Source organism: Streptomyces sp. SAI-170, assembly GCF_049739565.1.
Classification (GTDB): domain Bacteria; phylum Actinomycetota; class Actinomycetes; order Streptomycetales; family Streptomycetaceae; genus Streptomyces.
On the sequence record NZ_JBMGQD010000001.1, the window covers coordinates 3698515 to 3721353 of the forward strand.

The 22839-nt window shown below is 70.7% G+C and carries 23 protein-coding genes; 15 read left to right on the forward strand and 8 right to left on the reverse strand.

The window, feature by feature from the left end:
* Positions 1-11: 11 nt before the first annotated feature.
* The 3 genes from RKD23_RS16470 to glgA all read right to left on the reverse strand — a co-directional run bounded on the left by RKD23_RS16470 (position 12) and on the right by glgA (position 2977).
* Entirely contained in the window at positions 12-479 is a 468-nt protein-coding gene (locus tag RKD23_RS16470; RefSeq protein WP_424854341.1) for a nuclear transport factor 2 family protein, read from the reverse strand.
* Complete coding sequence (locus RKD23_RS16475; protein ID WP_424854342.1) at positions 476-1711, reverse strand: low temperature requirement protein A; 1236 nt, start codon at positions 1709-1711, stop codon at positions 476-478. The genes RKD23_RS16470 and RKD23_RS16475 overlap by 4 nt, the downstream gene beginning before the upstream one ends.
* Before the next feature lie 72 nt (positions 1712-1783).
* The gene (gene glgA / locus RKD23_RS16480) at positions 1784-2977 is read right to left on the reverse strand and encodes a glycogen synthase (protein ID WP_424854343.1); all 1194 of its coding nucleotides are present in this window, start codon (positions 2975-2977) and stop codon (positions 1784-1786) included.
* Positions 2978-3392: 415 nt separating this feature from the next.
* On the opposite strand from glgA, the gene RKD23_RS16485 reads away from it, so the two are divergent.
* The 4 genes from RKD23_RS16485 (at position 3393) to RKD23_RS16500 (ending at position 7271) form a co-directional block, all read left to right on the forward strand.
* Positions 3393-4481, forward strand: coding sequence for an LLM class flavin-dependent oxidoreductase (locus RKD23_RS16485; protein WP_424854344.1), 1089 nt, complete (start codon positions 3393-3395; stop codon positions 4479-4481).
* Positions 4478-5074 (forward strand): FMN reductase, encoded by a 597-nt coding sequence (locus tag RKD23_RS16490; protein WP_424854345.1) that lies wholly within the window; start codon positions 4478-4480, stop codon positions 5072-5074. The genes RKD23_RS16485 and RKD23_RS16490 overlap by 4 nt, the downstream gene beginning before the upstream one ends.
* Before the next feature lie 73 nt (positions 5075-5147).
* Positions 5148-5852, forward strand: a complete 705-nt coding sequence (locus tag RKD23_RS16495) for a response regulator transcription factor (RefSeq protein WP_424854346.1) — start codon at positions 5148-5150, stop codon at positions 5850-5852.
* Positions 5853-7271, forward strand: coding sequence for a HAMP domain-containing sensor histidine kinase (locus RKD23_RS16500; protein ID WP_424854347.1), 1419 nt, complete (start codon positions 5853-5855; stop codon positions 7269-7271).
* Between the two features lie 54 nt (positions 7272-7325).
* Here the strand turns inward: RKD23_RS16500 and RKD23_RS16505 are convergent, their stop codons facing one another.
* Positions 7326-8213 carry an NADP-dependent oxidoreductase gene (locus tag RKD23_RS16505; protein ID WP_424854348.1) on the reverse strand — a complete coding sequence of 296 codons (888 nt, stop codon included), beginning with the start codon at positions 8211-8213 and terminating at the stop codon, positions 7326-7328.
* Positions 8214-8348: 135 nt separating this feature from the next.
* Between RKD23_RS16505 and RKD23_RS16510 the strand changes: the two genes are divergently transcribed.
* On the forward strand, positions 8349-8762 hold the full coding sequence (locus RKD23_RS16510; protein WP_424854349.1) for a winged helix-turn-helix transcriptional regulator: 414 nt from the start codon (positions 8349-8351) through the stop codon (positions 8760-8762).
* On the opposite strand, the gene RKD23_RS16515 is transcribed toward RKD23_RS16510, so the two are convergent.
* On the reverse strand, positions 8753-9145 hold the full coding sequence (locus RKD23_RS16515; RefSeq protein WP_424854350.1) for a hypothetical protein: 393 nt from the start codon (positions 9143-9145) through the stop codon (positions 8753-8755). The two genes, RKD23_RS16510 and RKD23_RS16515, sit on opposite strands and share 10 nt — an antisense overlap.
* Positions 9146-9407: 262 nt before the next feature.
* Between RKD23_RS16515 and RKD23_RS16520 the strand changes: the two genes are divergently transcribed.
* The 4 genes from RKD23_RS16520 (at position 9408) to RKD23_RS16535 (ending at position 11741) form a co-directional block, all read left to right on the forward strand.
* A complete protein-coding gene (locus tag RKD23_RS16520) occupies positions 9408-9743 on the forward strand; it encodes a YnfA family protein (protein WP_424854351.1) in 336 nt (111 codons plus the stop codon).
* A 96-nt stretch (positions 9744-9839) separates the two neighbouring features.
* Positions 9840-10619, forward strand: a complete 780-nt coding sequence (locus RKD23_RS16525) for an SDR family NAD(P)-dependent oxidoreductase (RefSeq protein ID WP_424854352.1) — start codon at positions 9840-9842, stop codon at positions 10617-10619.
* Entirely contained in the window at positions 10616-10768 is a 153-nt protein-coding gene (locus RKD23_RS16530; protein ID WP_404044111.1) for a hypothetical protein, read from the forward strand. Before RKD23_RS16525 ends, RKD23_RS16530 begins: the two co-directional genes overlap by 4 nt.
* Positions 10769-10907: 139 nt before the next feature.
* Positions 10908-11741 (forward strand): LAGLIDADG family homing endonuclease, encoded by an 834-nt coding sequence (locus tag RKD23_RS16535; RefSeq protein WP_424854353.1) that lies wholly within the window; start codon positions 10908-10910, stop codon positions 11739-11741.
* A gap of 39 nt (positions 11742-11780) precedes the next feature.
* On the opposite strand, the gene RKD23_RS16540 is transcribed toward RKD23_RS16535, so the two are convergent.
* Positions 11781-12974 (reverse strand): RtcB family protein, encoded by a 1194-nt coding sequence (locus RKD23_RS16540; protein WP_424854354.1) that lies wholly within the window; start codon positions 12972-12974, stop codon positions 11781-11783.
* A gap of 195 nt (positions 12975-13169) precedes the next feature.
* Between RKD23_RS16540 and RKD23_RS16545 the strand changes: the two genes are divergently transcribed.
* From RKD23_RS16545 to RKD23_RS16555, 3 genes are all read left to right on the forward strand, one after another.
* Positions 13170-14051, forward strand: coding sequence for a DUF3558 domain-containing protein (locus RKD23_RS16545; protein WP_424854355.1), 882 nt, complete (start codon positions 13170-13172; stop codon positions 14049-14051).
* Positions 14052-14169: 118 nt separating this feature from the next.
* Entirely contained in the window at positions 14170-15090 is a 921-nt protein-coding gene (locus tag RKD23_RS16550) for a DUF3558 family protein (protein ID WP_424854356.1), read from the forward strand.
* 95 nt (positions 15091-15185) lie between these two features.
* Positions 15186-16436 carry a DUF2637 domain-containing protein gene (locus RKD23_RS16555; protein ID WP_424854357.1) on the forward strand — a complete coding sequence of 417 codons (1251 nt, stop codon included), beginning with the start codon at positions 15186-15188 and terminating at the stop codon, positions 16434-16436.
* A gap of 53 nt (positions 16437-16489) precedes the next feature.
* Here RKD23_RS16555 and lysS read toward each other — a convergent pair whose 3' ends face one another.
* Positions 16490-18232: a lysine--tRNA ligase gene (gene lysS / locus RKD23_RS16560; RefSeq protein WP_424854358.1), complete on the reverse strand. Its 1743-nt coding sequence runs from the start codon at positions 18230-18232 to the stop codon at positions 16490-16492.
* Positions 18233-18360: 128 nt separating this feature from the next.
* On the opposite strand from lysS, the gene argS reads away from it, so the two are divergent.
* The 3 genes from argS (at position 18361) to RKD23_RS16575 (ending at position 21561) form a co-directional block, all read left to right on the forward strand.
* Entirely contained in the window at positions 18361-20124 is a 1764-nt protein-coding gene (argS, locus tag RKD23_RS16565; protein WP_424854359.1) for an arginine--tRNA ligase, read from the forward strand.
* Between the two features lie 88 nt (positions 20125-20212).
* Positions 20213-20698 (forward strand): hypothetical protein, encoded by a 486-nt coding sequence (locus tag RKD23_RS16570; protein ID WP_424854360.1) that lies wholly within the window; start codon positions 20213-20215, stop codon positions 20696-20698.
* A 38-nt stretch (positions 20699-20736) separates the two neighbouring features.
* Positions 20737-21561: a DUF4253 domain-containing protein gene (locus RKD23_RS16575; protein WP_424854361.1), complete on the forward strand. Its 825-nt coding sequence runs from the start codon at positions 20737-20739 to the stop codon at positions 21559-21561.
* 10 nt (positions 21562-21571) lie between these two features.
* Here the strand turns inward: RKD23_RS16575 and RKD23_RS16580 are convergent, their stop codons facing one another.
* The gene (locus RKD23_RS16580) at positions 21572-22768 is read right to left on the reverse strand and encodes a PLP-dependent aminotransferase family protein (protein ID WP_424854362.1); all 1197 of its coding nucleotides are present in this window, start codon (positions 22766-22768) and stop codon (positions 21572-21574) included.
* Between the last annotated feature and the right edge of the window lie 71 nt (positions 22769-22839).

Here is a 22839-nt window from a genome sequence, read left to right on the forward strand (position 1 = left end):
CCGACCGGCTTTCAGCTCTCGCCGGACGCGATCTTGGCCGCGTCGGTGAACAGCTGCTGGTTTCCGTCGGCCCACAGGACGGTCATCACGACGTCGTCGATCTGCCAGCCCGACGGCGTGCGGGTCAGCCCGAAGCGGTACTTCCCGGCCAGCGTCCACAGCGGGCCGCCGTGGTCGCTGGGCATACGGTGGGTGGCCTGGAACATGGCGGTGACGACCGCGGTGTCACCGGAGACCTCGGCGAGGAAGTTGCTCAGGATGTGCTGGGTGGCGGTGAACGCGCCCAGCAGGCCCGACCAGGCGGCGACGAGGTCCTTGCGGGCGATGGTGAAGGGCTCACCGCCGTTCAGGCTCGTGTAGTCCAGCCGGATCTCGTCGGCGAAGGTCTCACCGAGCTTCTCCCAGTCGCGGGAGTCGGTGTGCCAGGCCATACGGGTACAGGTGTCGATGACGTCCAGGCGGTCGGCCACGGAACTCATGAACGGTTCACCTCCGGTGTCGCGGTGACGCGGGTGGGCGGGGCAGGGGGGTGGTGCGGGCGGTCGGCCGTTTCGGGGGCCGTACGCAGATGGGGTGCGAGCCGGTCGATCTGCCGGGACCAGCGGTGCTCACTGACCAGGGCGGCCACGATGAGCAGTCCGAGCGCGACGACCTCGGAGACCGCGCTGCCGTAGCGGCCGACGGCGATGGCGCCGAGGCCGATGACGGAGGCCGCGAGATGGAAGCGCTGCGGCCCGATCTTGAGGATGCCGTGGAACCAGGCGATGCCGGCGAGATAGAGCGAGACACCGCCGGCCAGCGCGATCGAGGGCGCGAGCTCGAGCGGGTCGAAGGGATGCACGATGGTCTTCTTCACCGCGGAGGCGATCAGGATCAGCCCGAGCAGCATCGGCACATGGGCGTAGAAGAAGGCGCTGAGGGCGAGCCGGGAACGCTGGTGGGCGTCCTCCTTCTCCAGCGCCAGCTCCGCCCGGCGTGCCTTCTCGGACTCGTCGAAGTACACCCACCACAGACAGGCCGGGATGACGAAGATCAGTACGGCCGTCGTCACGTGCGAGAGCCCGGCCTGACCGCCGTCCATGCCGATGCCGAGCGCCAGGAACGAGTCGCCGAGCGCGATGATCATCAGCAGGCCGTGGCGTTCCACGAAGTGCCCCGGCCGCAGTGCGAAGCCGGAGACGCCGGTCACCACCGGCGCGACGACCTCCAGCAGCACGGCCGTGGCCCACAGCGCGTAGACGACCGGCCCGTCCAGGAAGCCGGCCGCGATGATCAGCAGCGCGGACAGCGTGTGGAAGGGCGCGATCCGCAGCATGTTGCGGGCCGCGTCGGGACCGCCGTACGCGAACAGCGCCGCGTGCACGCCGACGGTCAGCAGGTATCCGATGCCGAAGGCCACGCCGTCCCCGCCGAAGGCGTTGGGCGTGGCCAGTCCGAGCACCAGGAAGGACGCCATGCCGAGCAGAAGCAGCAGCCGGTGGCTCTTGCGGTGCGGGGGCAGATGGTTGGTGAGCCAGGCGTAGCCGCCGTACATCCACCACAGCAGCCAGAACACCAGCAGGACCTGCACCAGGCCGCGCGGGGTCATGTCCCGGCTCAGGAGCCGGGCCAGCTGGGTGAAGTTGAAGACGAAGGCGAGGTCGAAGAACAGCTCCAGGGTGGTGACCCTCGTCTCGCCGTGCGTCGTCGACGGGGACTGCGCTTCCGACATGTCCGCGAACGTAACGGCCGTGCGGGTGCCCCGGTCAACGCCTTCGAACGGACTCCATGAGGTCGCGCCGCCTCACCCTCGAAGGGCGCTGCGGTACACCTCGTGCACCCGTTCGGCGGCCACGTCCCAGCCGAACTCCCGCTCGGCGCGCAGCCGTCCGGCGGCGCCCATGGAACGGGCCGTTCCGGGCTCGGCGAGGAGCCGGTTGACGGCGGCGGCGAAGTCGGAGGCGAAACGTTTCTCGTCGAGCGGCGTACCGGTCCCGTCCTGCTCCTGCTCGATCGGCACGAGCAGCCCGGTCTCCCCGTCGACGACGACCTCCGGAATCCCCCCGGTGGCGGTCGCCACGACAGCGGTCCCGCAGGCCATGGCCTCCAGGTTGACGATCCCCATCGGCTCGTAGAGCGAGGGACACACGAACACGGAGGCATGCGTGAGCAGTTGCCGCAACGAGCGCTGGTCCAGCATCCCGTCGATCCGCACCACCCGCCCCCGCCTGCGCCCCAGCTCCTCGGCGAGGGCGGCGGTCTCGGCGGCGATCTCCGCGGTGTCGGGCTGCCCGCAGCACAGCACCAGCTGCGCCTCGGGATCGATCTCGAAGGCGGCGCGCAGCAGTTGGGGCAGCCCCTTCTGCCGGGTGACGCGCCCGACGAACAGCACGATGGGCCGGTCGGGGTCGACCCCGTGCCGGACGAGGGCGTCGGTGGCGAGGTCGGGCCCGTGGACGGCGGTGTCGATGCCGTTGTGCACGACGTGCACCCGCGCGGGGTCGACCTCGGGGTACACCCGCAGGATGTCCTCCCGCATGCCCCGGGACACCGCGATCACGGCGTCGGCGTGCTCCAGCGCGCCCCGCTCCACCATGGACGACAGGGCGTACCCGCCGCCCAGCTGCTCGGCCTTCCACGGCCGCAGCGGCTCCAGGCTGTGCGTGGTGACCACGTGCGGGACGCCGTACAGCGTCTTCGCCAGATGCCCGGCCGCGTTGGCGTACCAGGTGTGGCTGTGCACCAGCTCGGTGCCCTCGCAGCCGGCCGCCATCGCCACGTTCGCCCCGAGGGTGCGCAGCGCGGTGTTGGCCCCGTCGGCGAGGTGGGGCTCGGCATAGGCGCTCACCCCCTCCTCGTCGCGGGGAGCCCCGAAGCAGTGCACGCGCAGGTCGACCAGACGCCGCAGCGCCTTGGCGAGTTCTGCGGCGTGGACTCCGGCTCCGCCGTAGATCTCCGGCGGGTACTCCTTGGTGAGCAGATCGACGCGTGTGTTCATCCGACTTCCTGAGGTAGGCGAGCCTGGCGGTACGACTGTCGGCAGCCGCGGCCCGGACCTCAGGGCGGTGTTCCGGCCCGGTGGGGACGGGTCGCAGGGTGCCTGAACTGGCCTTGCGGGGGGGCCGGCGACGCTGCGACGGCGGGGTTGTTGGCGCATCCACCACCGACCCCCTCGGCGGCACGGTAACGAAAACCGGGCGCGCACCCGGCCCGGACCTCAGGACACCGGCCAGCCGCTTTCGGGGCCGGCCCGGGCGGACGCGGGCTGGGCGTGGTCACGGTTTGTTGCGGGATTCAGGCCTTCAGCCACCCCCGCACTGCACCTTTCGGTGATCACACCCCTGGAATACGCCGGGCCCCCGCCCCGTTCAAGCGTATGGTTGAACGGTCAACAAACTGGAGGGTGAGCGACCATGCAGTTCGGGATCTTCACGGTCGGCGATGTCACGCCGGACCCGACGAACGGCCGGACGCCGACGGAGCGCGAGCGGATCAAGGCCATGGTCGCCATCGCGCAGAAGGCGGAGGAGGCCGGACTGGACGTGTTCGCCATGGGTGAGCACCACAACCCGCCGTTCGTGCCGTCGTCGCCGACGACCATGCTCGGCTGGATCGCCGCCCGCACCGAGCGGATCATCCTGTCCACGTCCACCACGCTGATCACCACCAACGACCCGGTGAAGATCGCCGAGGACTACGCGATGCTCCAGCACCTGGCCGACGGCCGCGTCGACCTGATGATGGGCCGCGGCAACACCGGCCCCGTCTACCCCTGGTTCGGCAAGGACATCCGCGACGGCATCGACCTGGCCATCGAGAACTACGCCCTGCTGCGCCGCCTGTGGCGCGAGGACGTCGTCGACTGGGAGGGCAGGTTCCGCACCCCCCTGCAGGGCTTCACCTCCACACCCCGCCCCCTCGACGGCATACCCCCCTTCGTCTGGCACGGCTCCATCCGCTCCCCCGAGATCGCCGAACAGGCCGCCTACTACGGCGACGGCTTCTTCCACAACAACATCTTCTGGCCCGCCGACCACACCAAGCGCATGGTCGAGCTCTACCGCGAGCGCTACGCCCACTACGGCCACGGCACCCCCGAACAGGCCATCGTCGGCCTCGGCGGACAGGTGTTCATGCGACGGACCTCGCAGGACGCCATCCGCGAGTTCCGCCCCTACTTCGACAACGCACCCGTCTACGGCCACGGCCCCTCCCTGGAGGACTTCACCGACCAGACCCCGCTGACCGTCGGCACACCGGAGCAGGTGATCGAGAAGACGCTGGCCTTCCGCAGCTACGCCGGCGACTACCAGCGCCAGCTGTTCCTGGTCGACCACGCCGGACTGCCGCTGAAGACCGTGCTGGAACAGATCGACATGCTCGGCGAGGAGGTCGTGCCGGTGCTGCGCAAGGAGTTCGCCGCCGGACGTCCGGCCAATGTGCCGGACGCGCCCACCCATCAGTCCCTGCTCGCCACCGCCTCGAAGGAGGTCCTCGCATGAAGCTCGTCGTCGTCTCCGCGGGGCTGAGCGTCCCGTCGTCCACCCGGCTGCTCGCCGACCGCCTCGCCACCGCGGTGGGGCGTGCCGCACCGGTCGACATCCAGCACGTCGAGCTGCGCGAGCTGGCGGTCGAGATCGCGCAGAACTTCACCAACGGCTTCCCCGGCCGGCACCTCGCCGCCGCGCTGGACGCGGTGGCCGGAGCGGACGGACTGATCGTCGTCACGCCCGTGTTCTCGGCGTCGTACAGCGGACTGTTCAAGTCGTTCTTCGACGTCCTCGACAAGGACGCCCTGACCGGCAAGCCCGTGCTGATCGCCGCGACCGGCGGCACCGCACGGCACTCCCTGGTGCTGGAGCACGCGCTGCGCCCGCTCTTCGCCTACCTGCGCGCCGTCGTCGTACCGACCGGGGTGTACGCCGCCTCGGAGGACTGGGGCGCCGAAGGCCTCCAGGACCGCGTCGACCGGGCCGCCGGGGAACTGGCCGCGCTGATGAGCGGGCTCGGCGGGGCCCGGCGGCCCGCACCGAAGGACGACCTCGCGGTCGTGCCGTTCGAGCAGCGGCTCGCGGCGCTCCGGCCGACGGGGTGAGCAGCAGGTAAGAACAGGCGCTACGCGGGCCGGGGCCGCGGTTCCGCACAGATGGCTTTGCCACACTGGGCGGGTGGCCCCGACTGTTCTGCTCGCCGAAGACGACCGCGCGATCCGGCACGCCCTGGAGCGCGCCCTCACCCTGGAGGGATACCAGGTGACCGCGGTCGCCGACGGGATCGAAGCCCTGGAGCAGGCGCACCGGACCCCACCGGACGTGCTCGTCCTCGACGTGATGATGCCCGGCAAGGACGGCCTCCAGGTCTGCCGCACCCTGCGCGCCGAGGGCGACCGCACGCCCATCCTGATGCTGACCGCGCTGGTGGAGACCGCCGACCGGATCGCCGGCCTGGACGCCGGTGCCGACGACTACGTCGTCAAACCCTTCGACGTCGAAGAGGTCTTCGCCCGCCTGCGCGCCCTGCTGCGCCGCACCAGCCCCCCGCCCGAGACCCCCGCCGCTCCCGAGCCCGCCCAGGGCACGCTGGAGGCGGCCGGGCTGCGGATGGACCCGCAGGCGCGCAGAGCCTGGCGCGGCCGGCGCGAACTGGAGCTCACCCGCACCGAGTTCGAACTCCTGGAACTCCTCGTACGCCACGCCGGCACGGTCCTCGACCACGCCACCGTCTACGACCGCATCTGGGGCTACGACTTCGGGCCCGGCTCCAAGAACCTCGCCGTCTACGTCGGCTACCTGCGCCGCAAGCTCGACGAGCCCGGCGCCCCGCAGCTGATCCACACGGTCCGCGGGGTGGGCTACGTCCTGCGGGAGGGCTGAGTGAGCGGCGGCCGCCGCTGGCGGCTGGTGTCGCTGCGCACCACCTTCGCCCTGTCCTTCGCCGCGGTCACCGCCGGCGTCACCGTACTCGTCGGCATCCTGTCCTACGGCGCCGCCGCCCGGCTCGTGCGCGTGGACCAGCAGACCGTCTTCGACGAGGTGGTGCAGGACGTACGGGCCGAGGTCCGGCGCGGCCGCATGATCCCGGCCGACTTCTCCTCGGCGCCCGGCCACGACCTGGTCCGCCCCGCCCGCACGGACGTCCAGGTGCTGGGACCCGACGGCCACGTCTTCGACGAGGGCAGCCCTGGCCTGCCCGTCGGCGAGGACGACCGGCGCATCGCGGGCGCCGAACCGGCCGGCCGGCTGGTGGTGCACGAAGGCGTCGGCGTCGGCGACGACGTCTACCGCGTGGCGACCGTCGCACTCGGCGGCGGACGCGGCGCGGTGCAGGTCGGGCAGCAGTTCAGCGACACCGAGGACCTGCTGCGCGTGCTCCAGCAGCGCACCCTGGTGCTGGTCGGCGCGGTCGTCCTGGGCGCCGGCCTGTTCGGCTGGTGGCTCGCCTGGCGGATCACCCGCCGCCTCGTCGTCCTCACCTCCGCCGCGGAAGCCGTCGCCCGCACCCGCCGCCTCGGCATCGAGGTACCCGTCTCCGGCAACGACGAGGTGGGACGCCTCGGCCGCGCCTTCGACCGCATGCTGGGCCGCCTCGCCCAGTCGGAGGAGGACCAGCGACGCCTCGTCCAGGACGCGGGCCACGAACTACGCACACCGCTCACCTCCCTCCGTACGAACATCTCCCTGCTCGGACGGATGGACGAACTGCCCCCCGAGGCCCGCGAGGAACTCGTCGCCGACCTCGGCCAGGAAGCCCGCGAACTCACCGACCTGGTCAACGAACTCGTCGACCTCGCCGCCGGCCAGTCCGACAGCGAACCGCCCCAGCAGGTCGACCTCGCCGACATCGCCGAGGACGTCGCCGCACTCGCCCGCCGCCGCACGGGCCGGGACATCGACGTGCAGGCGACCGGAGTGACGATCACCCAGGGCCGCGCCGGCTCCCTCACCCGGGCCGTGTCCAACCTCGTCGAGAACGCCGCCAAGTTCGACCGCACCGGAACCACCCCCATCGAGATCCGCGTGACCGGCGGCCCCGGCGAAGGACTCCCCGTCCGCGTGGAGGTCCTCGACCGCGGCCCCGGCATCGACCACGACGACCTCCACCGCGTCTTCGACCGCTTCTACCGCGCCCCCGACGCCCGCGCCCTCCCCGGCTCCGGCCTCGGCCTCTCCATCGTCCGCGAAGTCGCCCTCGCCCACGGCGGCGCCCCCTTCGCCTACCCCCGAGAGGCCGGCGGCTCGGTGATCGGCTTCACGGTCCGCACGTCGTTTCCGGAGACGGGGGCGGGCTTGTGATCGCCGGACACTGAGCCGTCGACGACCCCTCCGCACCGTCCCCTGCGGCGACGGCTACGGCACCAGCACCACCCGCCCCCGCACCCCGCCCTCCGCCAGCAGCGCGTGCGCCTTCGTCGCGTCCTCCAGGGCGATCGTCTCGGCGACCCGCAGGGTGAGTACGCCGTCGTCGACCAGCCGCGCCAGCTCGGCCAGGCGGGAGCCGTCCGGGCTCACCTCGACCGCGGCGACCCGCACGCCGCGCACGGAGGACGGCTCGGCCTGCGGGATCACGCCCGCGTACGCGCCGCCGTCGCGCACCCAGGCCAGTGCCCGCTCACCCAGCACCGCCGCGTCCAGTACCGCGTCGAAGCCGGAGGCGATGCCCTCGGTCAGGAACGCCGAGGCGCCCAGCGAGCGGACCAGGTCCTCGTCGGCCTCGCGGGCCAGCCCCGTCACCGTGACACCCGCGTGCGCGGCGAGCTGGACGGCGAAGCCGCCGACCGCGCCGGCCGCGCCGGTCACCAGCAGGGACTGCCCAGGCCGCAGGTCGAGCAGGTCCAGGGCCTGGGCGGCGGTCAGCGCGTTCAGCGGGAGCGTGGCCGCGTGGACCGGGTCCACCGACGCCGGCGCCTTGGCGAGGGCGTCCGTGTCCACGACGACGTACTCCGCATGCGTGCCCAGCGCCTTCGCCACGCCGTACTGAAGGGCCACGACCTCCTCGCCCACCTGCCACGCCGAGGCCACGGCCACCGCGTCCACCGTGCCGGCCACATCCCAGCCGAGCCCCACCTGCGTGCCGGCCCCGCCGAACGCGCCCGAGCGCACCCCGGCGTCCACCGGGTTCAGCGTGGCCGCCGCGACCTTGATCCGCACCTGCCGCGCGGCCGGCTCGGGCACCGGCGCGTCCACGATCCGCACGGCCTCAGGACCGCCGAACTCCGTCACCACTGCAGCACGCATCTCAACTCTCCCCGGTTCACGATCACTTGTGGGCTTCCCGCCCCGTGACCACAACCCTAGGAAGAGTTACTATCCAGAAGGAAGTAGTTACCTGAAGGTGCCTACCGCACCCCAAGGGGAGCGCAGAGGAGAGCCATGGCCACCCAGACCGCCGCCCAGCGCCGCGAACAGGCCCGCGCCGAATACGACGCGTTCATCAAGGCCTGCCCCACCAACCAACTGCTCGACCGCATCAGCGACAAATGGGTCAGCCTCGTCGTCTCCGCCCTCGCCCCCACACCCATGCGCTACAGCGACCTCAGCCGCAAGATCGCCGGAGTGAGCCCCAAGATGCTCACCCAGACCCTGCGCTCCCTCGAACGCGACGGCATCCTCACCCGCACCGTCACCCCCTCCGTCCCCGTCCGCGTCGACTACGAACTCACCCCGCTCGGCCACAGCCTCGCCCTCCTCCTGACCGCCGTGAAGGACTGGGCCGAAACCCACTTCGACGAGGTCCACCGCGCCCGCGAGCACTACGACCACCAGCCACCGCACGCTCAGAAGTAGTACGTGTCCCCGGTGTCCAGCACCAGCACCCGCTGCCGGTCGTTGCCCCGATTCCGGTCCACCGCACCCCCACCCCACACCGTGTCCAGCTCCAGCCCCACCTCCGCCGGCACACCCCGCAGCCCTACCGCCAGCTCCACCCGCTCCCCCAACCCGTCCGCCGCCAGCTCCCCCGTACGGCACACCACCACCCGCACACCGGCCCGCACACACCCCTCCGGCAGAACCTGCCGCACACCCAGCGGCACCGACCAGCGCAGCCGCACCGTCGCATCCGACACCGCCTCCGGCCCGTGATTGCGCGCCACGAACCACACCCGCATCCGCCCGTCCGCCATCACGGCAGCCCCGTGATACGCCAGATCGGCCTCCCCCGGCGCCACACCCACCTCCCGACCGTCCCCCGACAACCCCGGCCCGCTCACCGCACCCGCCCCCGACACCCCCGCCCCAGCCAGCCCCAGCACCACACCGCACACCACAAGCCGCCGCGCCACCGCCCACATGCCGTTCACCAGCCCTCACTCCCGCACTACGCCGGGCCACCCGATGTCCACCCGGTACGCACGGCCATCTATCCCCCGGCCCACCCGCCCCCAGGCGCCCTCCAACAGGTGACAGCCCCCACCGTGCCAAGCTGCCCCCATGCTTGTGCTCCGCTCCGCCGCCCTCTTCGTCGTCGCCGCCCTCTTCGAGATCGGCGGCGCCTGGCTCATCTGGCAGGGCCTGCGCGAACACCGCGGCTGGCTGTGGATCACCGGCGGCGTCCTCGCCCTCGGCGCCTACGGCTTCGTCGCCACCTTCCAGCCGGACGCCCACTTCGGCCGCATCCTCGCCGCCTACGGCGGGATCTTCGTCGCCGGCTCGATCCTGTGGGGCGTGATCGCGGACGGCTACCGCCCCGACCGCTGGGACATCACGGGCGCACTGATCTGCCTCACCGGCATGGCCGTCATCATGTGGGCCCCACGCAACGGCTGAGCCGTCCGCCCCACGAAACTCCACGTCATCCGCGGCAACACGCCGCCTATCCTGGCGGAAGCCCGACGTACGAACGCCAGCACGAGGAGCAGCCCCATGGCCACCGCCGCACCGTCCGCCGCCTCCCGCATCGCCGTCGTCACCGGTGCGAGCAGCGGAATCGGCGCCGCCACCGCCCGGCAGCTCGCCGCCGCCGGCTACCGCGTCGTGCTCACCGCACGCCGCAAGGACCGCATCGAGGCACTGGCCGAGGAGATCAACGCCGCCGGCCACTCCGCCACCGCGTACCAGCTCGACGTCACCGACCGCGCCGCCGTCGACGAGTTCGCGACGGCCTTCAGGACCATCGGCGTACTCGTCAACAACGCCGGCGGCGCCCTCGGCGCAGACCCCGTCGCCACCGGCGATCCGGCCGACTGGCGCACGATGTACGAGACCAACGTCATCGGCACCCTGAACCTCACCCAGGCCCTGCTCCCCAAGCTCGAGGCCAGCGGGGACGGCACGGTCGTCGTGGTCTCCTCCACCGCCGGCCACGGCACCTACGAGGGCGGCGCGGGCTACGTCGCCGCCAAGCACGGCGCCCACGTCCTCGCCGAGACCCTCCGCCTGGAGATCGTCGGCCGCCCGGTCCGCGTCATCGAGGTCGCCCCCGGCATGGTCAAGACCGACGAGTTCGCCCTCACCCGCTTCGGCGGCGACGAGGCGAAGGCGGAAAAGGTCTACGCGGGCGTCCCCGACCCCCTCACGGCCGACGACGTCGCGGAAGCGATCACCTGGACGGTCACCCGCCCCAGCCACGTCAACATCGACCTCCTGGTCGTCCGCCCCCGCGCCCAGGCCTCCAACACCAAGGTCCACCGAGAGCAGCCGTGACGGACCCCGAATCCCCGGCCCACCGCCAGGCCCGCCGGGCCCGCGAAAAACGCGACGAACGCCAGATGTGGATGTGGCTCGCCTACTTCCTCTTCGGCATCCACATCGTGGCGCTCGTCATGATCTACGCGGTCATGCACGCGAAGTAACTCACACGGGTGATGATCCTCGATCACCCGAACGGCCTCCGAACTACCGACCTAGGCTCGCTCCACAACCAAGTCAACGGCCCCCGGCCGGGCGGCATCCCGACCGAGGGCCTGACCATCAGGAAGTGGAGGCTTCCCTATGGCTGATTGCGAGCCTAACCCTCACCAGTTCATGGACCTCAGGGTCCCCGAGTACGCGTACATGTTCGGCTTCTTGCAGGCGGACGGGCACCTGGCGAAGGGGGCCGGGCAGAAGGGGAAACTGACGGTCGAGATCAACGCTCGGGACGTCGACCTCTTGCGCGAGTTCCAGAAGCTCACGCCGTACTACAGCAGCATCACCGAACGCACGCGGTCGACCAACTTCTCCGAGACTCACACCTCAGCCGTCTGGAGCCTGTGCTCCCTCGAAGCCAGGACCCGCCTCAACGAACTCGGCCTGCCCTACGGCCGGAAGTCGACGACCATCGCCCCGCCGCAAGTCGAGCACTCAGCGCGCGACTACCTTCGCGGCCTCATCGACGCTGACGGCTCGGTCGGCTTCACGGGAAAGGGTTTCCCGTTCGTCGCTCTCACCACGGCCAGCACTGCCATCGCAACCCAGCTGTGCGATTACGCCAAGGAAGTGACAGGCGCCGAGCGCGTCCTCACGCGCAACGCCCGAGACAGCATCTACAACGCCTACTACGCGATGGAGCCCGCCCAGCGCCTGGCGGCCCACCTCTACTACCCCGGCTGTCTCTCCCTGGCACGCAAGCGCACAGCAGCCGACTCCCTGGCCGCTTGGACCCGACCTGCCGGCATGCGGGCCGAGTACACCCGGCGCCGATGGTCCGAGCAGGAAGACCGCATCCTGCTCGAACTGAACAGTCCGACAGCAGCAGCCGACGAGCTCGGCAGGACCGTCCAGAGCTGCAACCTCCGCCTCTGGCGTCTCCGCACAGGCCAAACACCACTGCCCAGCGAGCAGTGACCAGGTGAGGGGCCCCGGCATCGGCCGGGGCCCCTTGCGTCATCCCTTCACGCAGATGACCTGCTTCAGCTTCGCCACGACCTCCACAAGGTCCCGCTGCTGGTCGATGACCTGGTCGATGGGCTTGTAGGCGCCCGGGATCTCGTCCACGACGCCGGAGTCCTTGCGGCACTCCACGCCCCGTGTCTGCTCCTCCAGGTCCTTCGTCGAGAAACGCCGCTTGGCCGCGTTGCGGCTCATGCGCCGACCGGCGCCGTGCGAGGCCGAGTTGAAGGACTTCTCGTTCCCGAGGCCCTTCACGATGTACGAACCAGTGCCCATGGAGCCGGGGATGATTCCGTACTCCCCCGCCCGGGCACTGATCGCACCCTTGCGCGTGACGAGCAGGTCCATACCCTCGTAGCGCTCGCGGCTGACGTAGTTGTGGTGACAGCTCACCTCAGGCTCGAAGGTCACCTTGGCCTTCTTGAACTCCTTGCGGATCACGTCCTTGAAGAGCGCCATCATGATCGTCCGGTTGTACTTGGCGTACTCCTGAGCCCAGTAGAGATCATGCTCGTACGCCCTCATTTGCGGGGTGTCCGCAACGAAGACGGCGAGGTCCCGGTCGATCAGGCCCTGGTTCTGCGGCAGCTTCTGCGCCACGCCGATGTGATGCTCGGCCAGCTCCTTGCCGATGTTCCTGGACCCGGAGTGCAGCATGAGCCACACCGAACCGGACAAATCGACACAAAGCTCAACGAAATGATTTCCTTGGCCAAGGGTTCCCATTTGCGTAGCCGCCCGCCCCCTACGGAACTTCACCGCCTCGGCGACCCCGTCGAACCGCACCCAGAAGTCATCCCACCCGGCCGTGGCGAGCCCATGAAACCTCCCCGGCTCCATGGGGGTCTGATGCACCCCCCGCCCCACCGGAATCGCCTGCTCGATCTTCGACCGCAGCCGAGACAGATCCCCGGGAAGGTCGTTCGCCGTGAGGGACGTCTTGACGGCCGACATCCCGCAGCCGATGTCGACCCCCACCGCCGCCGGGCAGACCGCGCCCTGCATGGCGATGACGGAGCCGACGGTGGCGCCCTTGCCGAAGTGGACGTCCGGCATGACCGCGAGGCCCTTGATCCAGGGCAGGGTCGCGACATTGCGGAGCTGCTGCATGGCGACGTCCTCGACGGTCGTCGGGTCGGTCCACATGCGGATGGGCACCTTGGCGCCGGGCACCTCGACGTACGACATATCGTCCTCATTCCCCCGGAAAGCAATCAGAAGCCATAAATCGCAAAACCGGCGCCAAGGTCGATGAAAGGGATGACGGACCGGCGTCCACGGCATTGCGTGCGATACACATTGTCTGCGGGTGACACCCCCGCCCGGCAACCGAATAAGCGGCGGCCGGCACCCGCGGGGACATCGACCGAGAGGAGCCCGACCGTGCAGCGGAAGGCCTACGTACCCGGCACCGCCGCCCTGCTCGCGGCGCTGCTGGCCGGCTGCACAGGCGGCTCCGGCGGCGACGCCACCTCCGACGGCTCCAACCCGGAGGACACCGGCACGACGGTCACGGACGTCGAGCCGGGCCGCTACCGCACGCTCCCCGAGCCGTGCGGAGCCGTCGGCCGCGACACGCTCGACACCCTCCTGCCCGGCATCCGCGAGATCCCCGACGAGGTCCAGCGCGAGCAGGCGTACGAGGGTGAGGCGACGCTCACGTACGACACGGACCGCAAGGTCGGCTGCCGCTGGAAGGTCGAGTCGGCGACGGCCACGGACCACCTGCTGATCGACTTCGAGCGGGTGGTGTCGTACGACACGGCGGTCAGCGACGACAGCGAGGCCGAGGCCCTCTTCGCGACGAAGGTCACCGCCGCGGACCTCCCGGAGCCGATCGCCACGGACACGGAGACCGGCACGGAGACCAGTGCCGAGGCTGATGCCGAGGCCGCCGGCGCCGACGGCAGCCCCGGCGCCGGCCCCTCCCCGAGCAAGTCCGCCAAGTCCCCCTCCGGCAGCCCGAGCGTCGGCTCCTCCCCCTCGGCCTCGGCCTCCCCCTCACCCTCCTCCACCCCCACCGCCCTCCAGCCCCGGCTGCTCGACGACCTCGGTGACGAGGCGTTCGTCGACGACGAGCTCGGCAGCTCCGGTTCGACGGCCGAGCGCCGTACGGTCACTGTGGCGTTCCGCACGTCGAACGTCATCGTGACCATCGAGTACGAGGAGCAGCCGGCGACCATCGGCACGGCCCCGGACAGCCAGGAAATGCAGGACAGGGCGCGGAAACTGGCGTCCCGGCTCGCCGACTCCCTGTCGGGTTGAGCCACTTGTGCGGCCGGCCCGTGCCGTCCGGTGATGCGTCCGAAGGAAGGCCGTGGGTGTCGCGTACCGCGTACCGTGGCCCCTCGGACCCGATCCGACCGCAGGAACCACGAGCGTCATGAGTGAAGGAACCATGCAGCGACGAGCACAGCGAGCCGACCGGTCTGAACAGCGTGCCCAGCGAGTGATGCGGGGTCGCCGCGTCCTTGTCGGTGCCGCCGCCCTCCCCGTGGTGCTGCTGGCCGCGGCCTGCTCCTCCGGCTCGGACTCGGACGGCGGCGACGCCAAGCAGACGTCCCCGAGTGTGACGGCGAGCCCGTCGCCGACGGTGCGGGCGGCCGCGTACGGCACGCTGCCGGAGGCGTGTGACGTGTTGTCGGACAAGACGCTCGAGGATCTGGTGCCCGAGGCCCGCAAGTCGGGCAAGGAGGGCAGTTCGGACGATCTGGAGTCCCGGGCGAGCTGTTCCTGGGACAGCCTGGACAACAACGGCGTGAAGGGCTCGCAGTTCCGCTGGCTGAACGTCTCGATGCTGCGCTTCGAGTCGGACGTCGCGCGCGGCGCGGGTGACGAGCTGGCCGCGGAGTACTACGAGGGTCAGGTCGAGGACGCGCGGGCGGTGACGGGTGCGAAGAACGTGAAGTCGGCTCCCGTCGCGGGCATCGGTGACGAGGCGACGGCGGTGCGGTACGACCTGAAGAAGAAGGAGGGGTCCTTCAAGCAGCAGACGGTCGTGGCCCGGGTGGAGAACGTGGTGGTCACGGTGGACTACAACGGTGCCGGTCTGGCGGGTGACAGGACGCCGGACGCGGACGAGCTGATGAAGGACGCCCAGAAGGCGGCGAAGGAGGCTGTCGCGGCCGTGCTGAAGGCGAACAGCGCGGTCAGTGGGGACGCCGACGCCAAGGTTCCGTCCGCGACGAAGTCGCCGTCGAAGTCCGCGTCGACCTCGTCGGGTACGTCTTTGAAGAAGCCGTCGGCCTCCAAGTCGTCGTCGACTTCGCGGAGTTCGTCGAAGTCGTCGACGCGTAAGGGCTGACGCCGACAGCATCACCCCGGTCCGGCCACCCGTTCCCCGCACATGTGTGCCACTCTGTTGCCCGCACAACAGCACGCAGTGGGAGGGGAGTACGGGTGGCCGCGCCCATACAGCTGACACGGATGCACCGCGTTCTCATCGGCGTGGTCGTCTTCGGTGCCGTGATCATCGCCGGCATCGGTTTCGCGGGTTCCTACGCGGCTGTCCGCGAGCTGGCCCTGAAGAAGGGCTTCGGGAACTTCTCCTACGTCTTTCCGATCGGTATCGACGCGGGTATCTGCGTGCTGCTGGCGCTGGACCTGCTGCTGACGTGGATCCGTATCCCGTTCCCGCTGCTGCGGCAGACGGCGTGGCTGCTGACGGCGGCGACGATCGCGTTCAACGGCGCGGCGGCCTGGCCGGACCCGCTGGGTACGGGTATGCACGCGGTGATCCCGGTGCTGTTCGTGGTCGCGGTGGAGGCGGCGCGGCATGCGATCGGCCGGATCGCGGACATCACGGCCGACAAGCACATGGAGGGTGTCCGGATCACCCGCTGGCTGCTGAGCCCGGTGCCGACGTTCCTGCTGTGGCGGCGGATGAAGCTGTGGGAGCTGCGCCGTTACGACCAGGTGATCAAGCTGGAGCAGGAGCGGCTGGTCTATCAGGCGCGGCTGCGGTCCCGTTACGGCCGGGCGTGGCGGCGTAAGGCTCCGGTGGAGTCGCTGATGCCGCTGCGGCTGGCGCGGTACGGTGTGCCGCTGGCGGAGACGGCTCCGGCGGGGCTGGCCGCGGCGGGCATCGAGCCGGCGCTGATCCCGCCGGCGCCTCAGGCGCAGCAGGCCCAGCAGCTTCAGCAGCCGCGGCTCGCCGCCGTGCCGGTGCCGGCGCAGCAGCAGTTGCCCGCGCCGGAGCGGGCCGTGGACGCGGACGCGGACCCGGAGCAGAATCCGTGGCTGCACGCCCGGGACCCGCATGCGGTGGAGTACCACGGGGGCTACGACCCCAACTTCGATCCGGAGCTGTACGGGCCGCCGTACGAGGAGTCGCCGTTCCCGCCTCATGAGGAGGAGCCTGTCTCCGAGGGGCCTTCGGGTGAGGAGACGGGTGGCTTCCCGGTGCCGGCGGGGCCGGGCCGGACGCGTGAGCTGGGTGAGGGTGGCGGCTCGGAGCCGGACGAGGAGGCGTACTACCAGGTGTTCCGCGAGTCGATAAAGAGCGGGAACGGGGCGCCGACGCCGCGCGGGTTCATGGCGGACGTGGAGGCGACGTACGGGATCGCGTTGCCCGAGGCGGAGGCCAAGCGCATGGTGAACCGTTTCTCGAACCGGCTGAACGCGGAGCTGGCGGACGAGCACATCGCGTGAGCCCGGACATACGGAAGGGGCCCTCGTGAGAGGGCCCCTTCTTCATGCGTGACTCACTCTCCGAGCAGTGCCCGGACGCGGTCCTGGCCGACGGCCAGCAGCAGCGTGGGCAGGCGCGGGCCGGTGTCACGGCCGACGAGCAGGTGGTAGAGCAGTGCGAAGAACGTCCGCTGGGCGGTCTTGATCTCCGGGGGGAGTTCCTTGGGCGTGGCGTCCGCGGAGAATCCGGCCTGGACCTTGGGGACGCCGTAGACGAGGTGGGTCAGTCCGTCGAGCGACCAGTGCGAGGCGAGTCCGTCGAGGAGGAGTCGCAGGGATTCGCGGCCGGCGTCGTCGAGGGACTTCAGCAGCTCGGTGTCGGGCTCGGTGCGGACGATGGTGCGCTGGTCGGCGGGGACGTGGGTATTGATCCACGCTTCGGCCTTGTCGTAGCGGGGGCGGACCTCGTCGAGGGAGCCCACGGGCCGGGAGGGGTCGAGCTCGGTGAGGATGCGCAGGGCCTGGTCCTCGTGTCCGGCGGTGATGTCGGCGACGGAGGCGAGGGTGCGGTACGGCATCGGCCGTGAGGTCCGCGGCAGCTCACCGGCGGCGGTGCGGACGGCACGGGAGTGCGCGGCCACGTCGGCCGGGAGGGCGGAGCCGTCCGTCACCTTCGCGTCGAGCTTGTCCCACTCGTCGTAGAGCCGCTGGATCTCCTGGTCGAAGGCGATCTTGAAGGACTGGTTGGGCCGGCGGCGGGCGTAGAGCCAGCGCAGGAGCTGCGGCTCCATGATCTTCAGGGCGTCGGCCGGGGTGGGCACGCCACCGCGGGACGAGGACATCTTGGCCATGCCGGAGATCCCGACGAAGGCGTACATGGGACCGATCGGCTGCTTGCCGCCGAAGATCCCGACGATCTGGCCACCCACCTGGAAGCTCGACCCCGGCGAGGAGTGGTCGACGCCGCTGGGCTCGAAGATCACGCCTTCGTACGCCCAGCGCATGGGCCAGTCGACCTTCCAGACGAGCTTGCCGCGGTTGAACTCGTTCAGCCGGACGGTCTCGGAGAAGCCGCACGCGGTGCAGACGTACGTCAGCTCGGTGGAGTCGTCGTCGTAGGAGGTGACGGTCGTCAGGTCCTTGTCGCAGTTGCCGCAGTACGGCTTGTACGGGAAGTACCCGGCGGAGCCGGAGGAGCCGTCGTCCTCGCTGGCGGCACCCGATCCTTCGGCGGCCTCCAGCTCGGCCTCGTCGAGCGGCTTCTGCTGCTGCTTCTTGGCGGGGGCCTTCTTGGTGCGGTACTGGTCGAGGATCGCGTCGATGTCGCCGCGGTGGCGCATGGCGTGCAGGATCTGCTCGCGGTAGACGCCCGAGGTGTACTGCTCGGTCTGGCTGATGCCGTCGAACTCCACGCCCAGCTCGGACAGCGATTCGATCATCGCGGCCTTGAAGTGCTCGGCCCAGTTGGGGTGGGCGGAGCCCTTGGGGGCGGGCACGGAGGTCAGGGGCTTGCCGATGTGCTCGGCCCAGGTCTCGTCGACGCCCGCGATGCCGGCCGGGACCTTGCGGTAGCGGTCGTAGTCGTCCCAGGAGATCAGATGGCGCACCTGATATCCCCGCCGCCGGATCTCGTCGGCGACGAGGTGCGGGGTCATGACCTCGCGGAGGTTGCCGAGGTGGATGGGGCCCGACGGGGAGAGGCCGGACGCGACGACGACCGGTTTGCCCGGGGCCCGACGCTCCGACTCCTCGATGACCTCATCCGCGAAACGGGAGACCCAGTCGGTGGTCTCGGTGCTCTGAGCCACGATCGGCACGTCCTTCTTTCTGAACGGGTGACGCTGCCATTGTCACAGACCGTCCTGCGGCCGGGAAAACCGCTTTACCCCCCATGGGATACTGAGTGGGTCTATCCATCCCCACGAGGAGAACGGCACCCCTTCCTATGGCCTCGGTCACGTCCCTCAGCGACTCCGTCCAGCAGCACCTCGCGTCCGCCCTCTCGGCCACCCTGCCGGAGGCCGCCGGCGCGGACCCGCTGCTGCGACGAAGCGACCGGGCCGACTTCCAGGCCAATGGCATCCTGGCGCTGGCGAAGAAGGCGAAGGCGAACCCGCGGGAGCTGGCGACGCAGGTGGTGGCCGGGATCGTCACGGGCGAGGAGCTGATCAAGGACGTCGAGGTCTCCGGCCCCGGCTTCCTCAACATCACGCTCTCCGACCGGGCGATCACCGAGAACCTCGCGGCGCGCTACGAGGACGGCGACCGTCTCGGCGTGGCCCCCAAGCCGGACCCCGGCATCACGGTCGTCGACTACGCCCAGCCGAACGTGGCGAAGGAGATGCACGTCGGCCACCTGCGGTCGGCGGTCATCGGCGACGCGCTGCGCGGCATGCTCGACTTCACCGGCGAGAAGACGATCGGCCGGCACCACATCGGCGACTGGGGCACGCAGTTCGGCATGCTCATCCAGTACCTGATGGAGCACCCGGGCGAGCTGGCTCCGGCCTCGGAGGTCGACGGCGAGCAGGCCATGTCGAACCTGAACCGGGTGTACAAGGCTTCGCGGGTGCTGTTCGACGCGGACGAGGAGTTCAAGGAGCGGGCCCGTAAGCGGGTCGTCGCCCTGCAGTCCGGCGACAAGGAGACCCTCGAGCTGTGGCAGCAGTTCGTGGACGAGTCGAAGGTCTACTTCTACTCCGTCTTCGAGAAGCTCGACATGGAGATCCGCGACGAGGAGATCGTCGGCGAGTCCGCGTACAACGAGGGCATGCCGGAGACCGCCCGGCTCCTGGAGGAGATGGGCGTCGCGGTGCGCTCCGAGGGCGCGCTGGTCGTCTTCTTCGACGACATCCGCGGCAAGGACGACCAGCCGGTTCCGCTGATCGTGCAGAAGGCGGACGGCGGCTTCGGCTATGCGGCCTCCGACCTGACGGCGATCCGCAACCGTGTCGTGGACCTGCACGCGACGTCGCTGATCTACGTGGTGGACGTGCGGCAGTCGCTGCACTTCAAGATGGTCTTCGAGGCGGCGCGGCGCGCGGGCTGGCTGACCGACGAGGTCACCGCCCACAACATGGGCTACGGCACGGTGCTGGGCGCGGACGGCAAGCCGTTCAAGACGCGTGAGGGTGAGACCGTACGGCTGGAGGACCTGCTGGACGAGGCGGTGCAGCGGGCCGCCGAGGTCGTCCGGGAGAAGGCTCAGGACCTGACCGAGGACGAGATCCAGGAGCGGGCCCAGCAGGTCGGCATCGGTGCGGTGAAGTACGCGGACCTGTCGACGTCGCCGAACCGGGACTACAAGTTCGACCTGGACCAGATGGTCTCGCTCAACGGCGACACCTCCGTGTACCTGCAGTACGCGTACGCCCGTATCCAGTCGATCCTGCGCAAGGCGGGTGACGTACGGCCCGGCGCGCACCCGGAGCTGGAGCTGCACGAGGCGGAGCGGGCCCTGGGGCTGCACCTGGACGCGTTCGGCGACACGGTGTTCGAGGCGGCCGCGGAGTACGCCCCGCACAAGCTGGCGGCGTATCTCTTCCAGCTGGCGACGCTGTACACGTCGTTCTACGACAAGTGCCCGGTGATCAAGCCGCAGCCCCCGAAGGACGTGGCGGAGAACCGCCTCTTCCTGTGCGACCTGACCGCCCGCACCCTCCACCAGGGCATGGCCCTGCTGGGTATCCGGACGCCCGAGCGGCTCTAGGAGGAGGATGCCTCTCCGCCGTGCGGCGGAGAGGGTCCACCGGTGCGACTGATGTGAGGTCGCTGTCGTCACGGCCAGCATGAGGGGCATGACGACAGCGACCGCTCTGCTTTCCGCTCCGGCCCCGCTCTGGGCGCGCCGCGCCGCCCACGCGATCGCCCTGTGCGCCCTGCCGTCCGGCCTGTGGCGGATCGCGATGGCGTCGGGGGTGTACGTCGGCTACTCGGACCGGGTCCTGCGGGAGGTGTTCGACATCCCGGGGTGGGGCATCGCGTACGTCGTGGGGCTGTCGGTCCTCACCGAACTGGCGGCGCTGCTTCCCCTGTTGCTCGTCACCGATCGCCCGTCCGTGCTGCGGCCCCGGGTGCTGGGGGCTGTGGCCTGGACGGCGTCGGGCGTGCTGCTCCTGGGGGCGCTGTGGCAGTTGGTGGTGGCGTTCACCGTGGAGAGCCAGACCTATATGACGAGCGCCGCGGCCCATACGGTCTGGGCCGTCACCTTCGCCCCGCTGTTCGCCGTCCCGTTCCTGCTGACGGCGGTGACGTGGTCGTACACGAAGCGGTGCCGGGGCTAGAAGGGCCGTTGTCAGTGGGTGCCCGTACAGTCCCGGGCATGGCGACTCTTCCGAATCCGCTGCCGGGGCTGGCGGCCGATCCCAGTGGGCGTTCTCTAGGGCTGCGGCTGCCGCCGGGCCGGCTGGTCGACGTGACCGACGACGGGCCGTGGCACGAGCCGTTGTTGTGGCATGCGGAGAAGGGTGCCGCGTCGGGGAACTGGGCTGTGCTGGGCGGGCCCGCGGCCCAAGTGGGGCTGCTGCCGGTGCTCGTGGATCTGGGGGACGGTCAGGGTGGTCCTGCTGACTGGGAGTTGGATCCTGCGGGCGTGTCGTATCCGGGCGACCATGACGTCGAGGACGTTCTCGCCGAGTACTGGGAGGGCGACGAGGGCGAGTGGGACGAGGAACTCACCGAGGTGACCGAGCCGTTCGGGCCGGACTGGCCGGGGCTCGCGCCCGCCGGGGCGCTCACCGCCGAGCCGGGCTCGTGCGCGGCGCAGGTCGCCGACTCGTTGTGCGACGGGTCGCGGCCGTGGCAGGAGGGGCCGCATCTGGCGCTCGTCCCGGCCCGGCGCTCCGCCGACATACCGGCCGCGATCGGCTGGACGGGCCCGCTCAACCACGACGACGACGTGGCCCGGCTGTGTGCCGTGCTGCGGTCGTGGGAGGACCGGTTCGGCATACGGGTCGTCGCGCTGGGCTTCGACACGCTGGTGGTGTCCGTGGCCGCGCCTCCGGCGGACCTCGAGCAGGCGGAGGCGCTCGCGGCGGAGCACTTCGCGTTCTGCCCGGACGTGGTCACGCAGGACGGTCCGGGCAGTGTCGGGGCGTACGCGAAGGGGCTGGTCGGCGAGCGCGCCTGGCGCTTCTGGTGGGACTGAGTCCGGCCTCTTACGCCGCTCCAAGGCCTCGTGCCAGTCTGCGCAGGCCCTCGGCGATCTCGTCGGGGGTCTGGGTGACGAAGCACAGGCGCAGGGTGGCGGGGTCGGGGGTGCCGGCGTAGAAGGGGGCGCCGGGGACGTAGGCGACGTCGTGCTTGACCACCTCGGGCAGCAGGGCGGTGGTGTCGTAGGCGTCGGGGAGGCGGGCCCAGACGAACATGCCGCCCTCGGGCCGCTGCCAGGTGGAGCCCTGGGGGAGGGCGGCGGGCAGGCCGGCGAGCAGGGCGTCGCGGCGTTCGCCGTAGACGGCGCGGACCTTGGTCACATGGGCGTCCAGGACGTCCAGGTAGCGTGCGGCGGCGAGCTGGTTGAGGGTCGGGGTGTGCAGGTCGGCGGCCTGCTTGGCGACGGCGCAGGCGCGGCGCAGGGCGGCGGGTGCGCGCAGCCAGCCGAGCCGCAGGCCGGGGGCCATGATCTTGGAGAAGGAGCCGAGGAGGACGGTGCGGTCGGCGGCGCCTTCGTGGGAGGCGATCCACGGCAGATGGTCGCCGTCGTAGCGCAGTTCGCCGTACGGGTCGTCCTCGACGATCCACAGCCCGTGCGTCAGGGCGACGGACGCGACGGCGGCGCGGCGGTCGGCGGGCATGGTGCGGCCGGTGGGGTTCTGGAAGGTGGGGACGGTGTAGAAGAACTTGGGCCGTTCGCGGGCGACGAGGTCGGCGAGGGCCTGCGGGTCGACGCCGTCGGCGTCGGTCGGCACGGGGACGACCCGTGCGCCGGCGAGGCCGAAGACCTGGAGGGCGGCCAGATAGCAGGGGTCCTCGACGAGGACGGTGTCGCCGGGGTCGAGGAGTGCGGTGGCGAGCAGGGACAGCGCCTGCTGCGAGCCGGTGGTGATGAGCAGGTCGTCGGCGTCGGTGGGCAGCCCGCGGCGGGTGGCGCGGGCGGCGAGCGCGGCGCGCAGGGAGGGCTCGCCCTCGGTGGTGGAGTACTGCAGGGCCTGGGCGGGGGTGTGTTCCAGGGCGTCGCGGAAGGCCGCGGCGATGCCCTCGCGGTCGAACAGCTCCGGCGCGGGCAGCCCGCCCGCGAAGTTGATCACCTCGGGGCGTGCGGTGACCGCCAGGATGTCGCGTACGGGCGACCCGCCGACCGTCGCGGTGCGCGCGGCGAGGGGCGGGAGGGGAGCGGGGGCGACTGCTGCGGTCATGGCGGGGCTCCTTCGGCTGCGACACGGCTCGTGCCCGCAGCCTAGGCACATATATGCCGCCTACAACTTGT

Coding starts and splice junctions, on each gene's coding strand:
- RKD23_RS16540 (WP_424854354.1), bottom strand. CDS start 12,974: ATGTCGTACGTCGAGGTGCCCGGCGCCAAGGTGCCCATCCGCATGTGG.
- RKD23_RS16485 (WP_424854344.1), top strand. CDS start 3,393: ATGCAGTTCGGGATCTTCACGGTCGGCGATGTCACGCCGGACCCGACG.
- argS (WP_424854359.1), top strand. CDS start 18,361: ATGGCCTCGGTCACGTCCCTCAGCGACTCCGTCCAGCAGCACCTCGCG.
- RKD23_RS16535 (WP_424854353.1), top strand. CDS start 10,908: ATGGCTGATTGCGAGCCTAACCCTCACCAGTTCATGGACCTCAGGGTC.
- glgA (WP_424854343.1), bottom strand. CDS start 2,977: ATGAACACACGCGTCGATCTGCTCACCAAGGAGTACCCGCCGGAGATC.
- RKD23_RS16510 (WP_424854349.1), top strand. CDS start 8,349: ATGGCCACCCAGACCGCCGCCCAGCGCCGCGAACAGGCCCGCGCCGAA.
- RKD23_RS16520 (WP_424854351.1), top strand. CDS start 9,408: ATGCTTGTGCTCCGCTCCGCCGCCCTCTTCGTCGTCGCCGCCCTCTTC.
- RKD23_RS16580 (WP_424854362.1), bottom strand. CDS start 22,768: ATGACCGCAGCAGTCGCCCCCGCTCCCCTCCCGCCCCTCGCCGCGCGC.
- RKD23_RS16575 (WP_424854361.1), top strand. CDS start 20,737: ATGGCGACTCTTCCGAATCCGCTGCCGGGGCTGGCGGCCGATCCCAGT.
- RKD23_RS16470 (WP_424854341.1), bottom strand. CDS start 479: ATGAGTTCCGTGGCCGACCGCCTGGACGTCATCGACACCTGTACCCGT.
- RKD23_RS16475 (WP_424854342.1), bottom strand. CDS start 1,711: ATGTCGGAAGCGCAGTCCCCGTCGACGACGCACGGCGAGACGAGGGTC.
- RKD23_RS16570 (WP_424854360.1), top strand. CDS start 20,213: ATGACGACAGCGACCGCTCTGCTTTCCGCTCCGGCCCCGCTCTGGGCG.
- RKD23_RS16505 (WP_424854348.1), bottom strand. CDS start 8,213: ATGCGTGCTGCAGTGGTGACGGAGTTCGGCGGTCCTGAGGCCGTGCGG.
- RKD23_RS16525 (WP_424854352.1), top strand. CDS start 9,840: ATGGCCACCGCCGCACCGTCCGCCGCCTCCCGCATCGCCGTCGTCACC.
- RKD23_RS16490 (WP_424854345.1), top strand. CDS start 4,478: ATGAAGCTCGTCGTCGTCTCCGCGGGGCTGAGCGTCCCGTCGTCCACC.
- RKD23_RS16550 (WP_424854356.1), top strand. CDS start 14,170: ATGAGTGAAGGAACCATGCAGCGACGAGCACAGCGAGCCGACCGGTCT.